This window comes from Pseudomonas sp. SIMBA_068, assembly GCF_046534705.1.
GTDB lineage: Bacteria > Pseudomonadota > Gammaproteobacteria > Pseudomonadales > Pseudomonadaceae > Aquipseudomonas > Aquipseudomonas putida.
The window spans coordinates 1-241 of record NZ_JAWRYI010001479.1 but is presented as its reverse complement, the minus strand read 5'-3'; the positions used below and the strand labels follow the sequence as shown (position 1 = coordinate 241).

Below are 241 nucleotides of genomic sequence, written 5' to 3'. Positions count from 1 at the left end.
GGCGTTGCTCTAGATGACGCGCATCGTCCTGACCGCAGTGCAGGTGTACCGCCAGCCACAGGCGTTCGGCGAAGGTGTGGCGCAGCCATTGGATCGACGCCTGGGTGTCGCTGTCTTCGGCCACCCACAATGCCAGCAGGCCCGGCAACGGTTGTTCGAAGTCGGCTGGCAGCAGGCGATAACCGCCCTTTTCGGCACGCCTTCGAGCCAGGGTGATCAAGCGGCACAGGTGCTGGTAGCC

General features: G+C 64.7%; 1 protein-coding gene. It reads right to left on the bottom strand.

All coding sequences use genetic code 11. The annotated features are described in order from the left end of the window. A partial coding sequence (locus tag SB756_RS34560; RefSeq protein WP_410913814.1) for a hypothetical protein occupies positions 1-241 on the bottom strand: 241 nt, incomplete at both ends.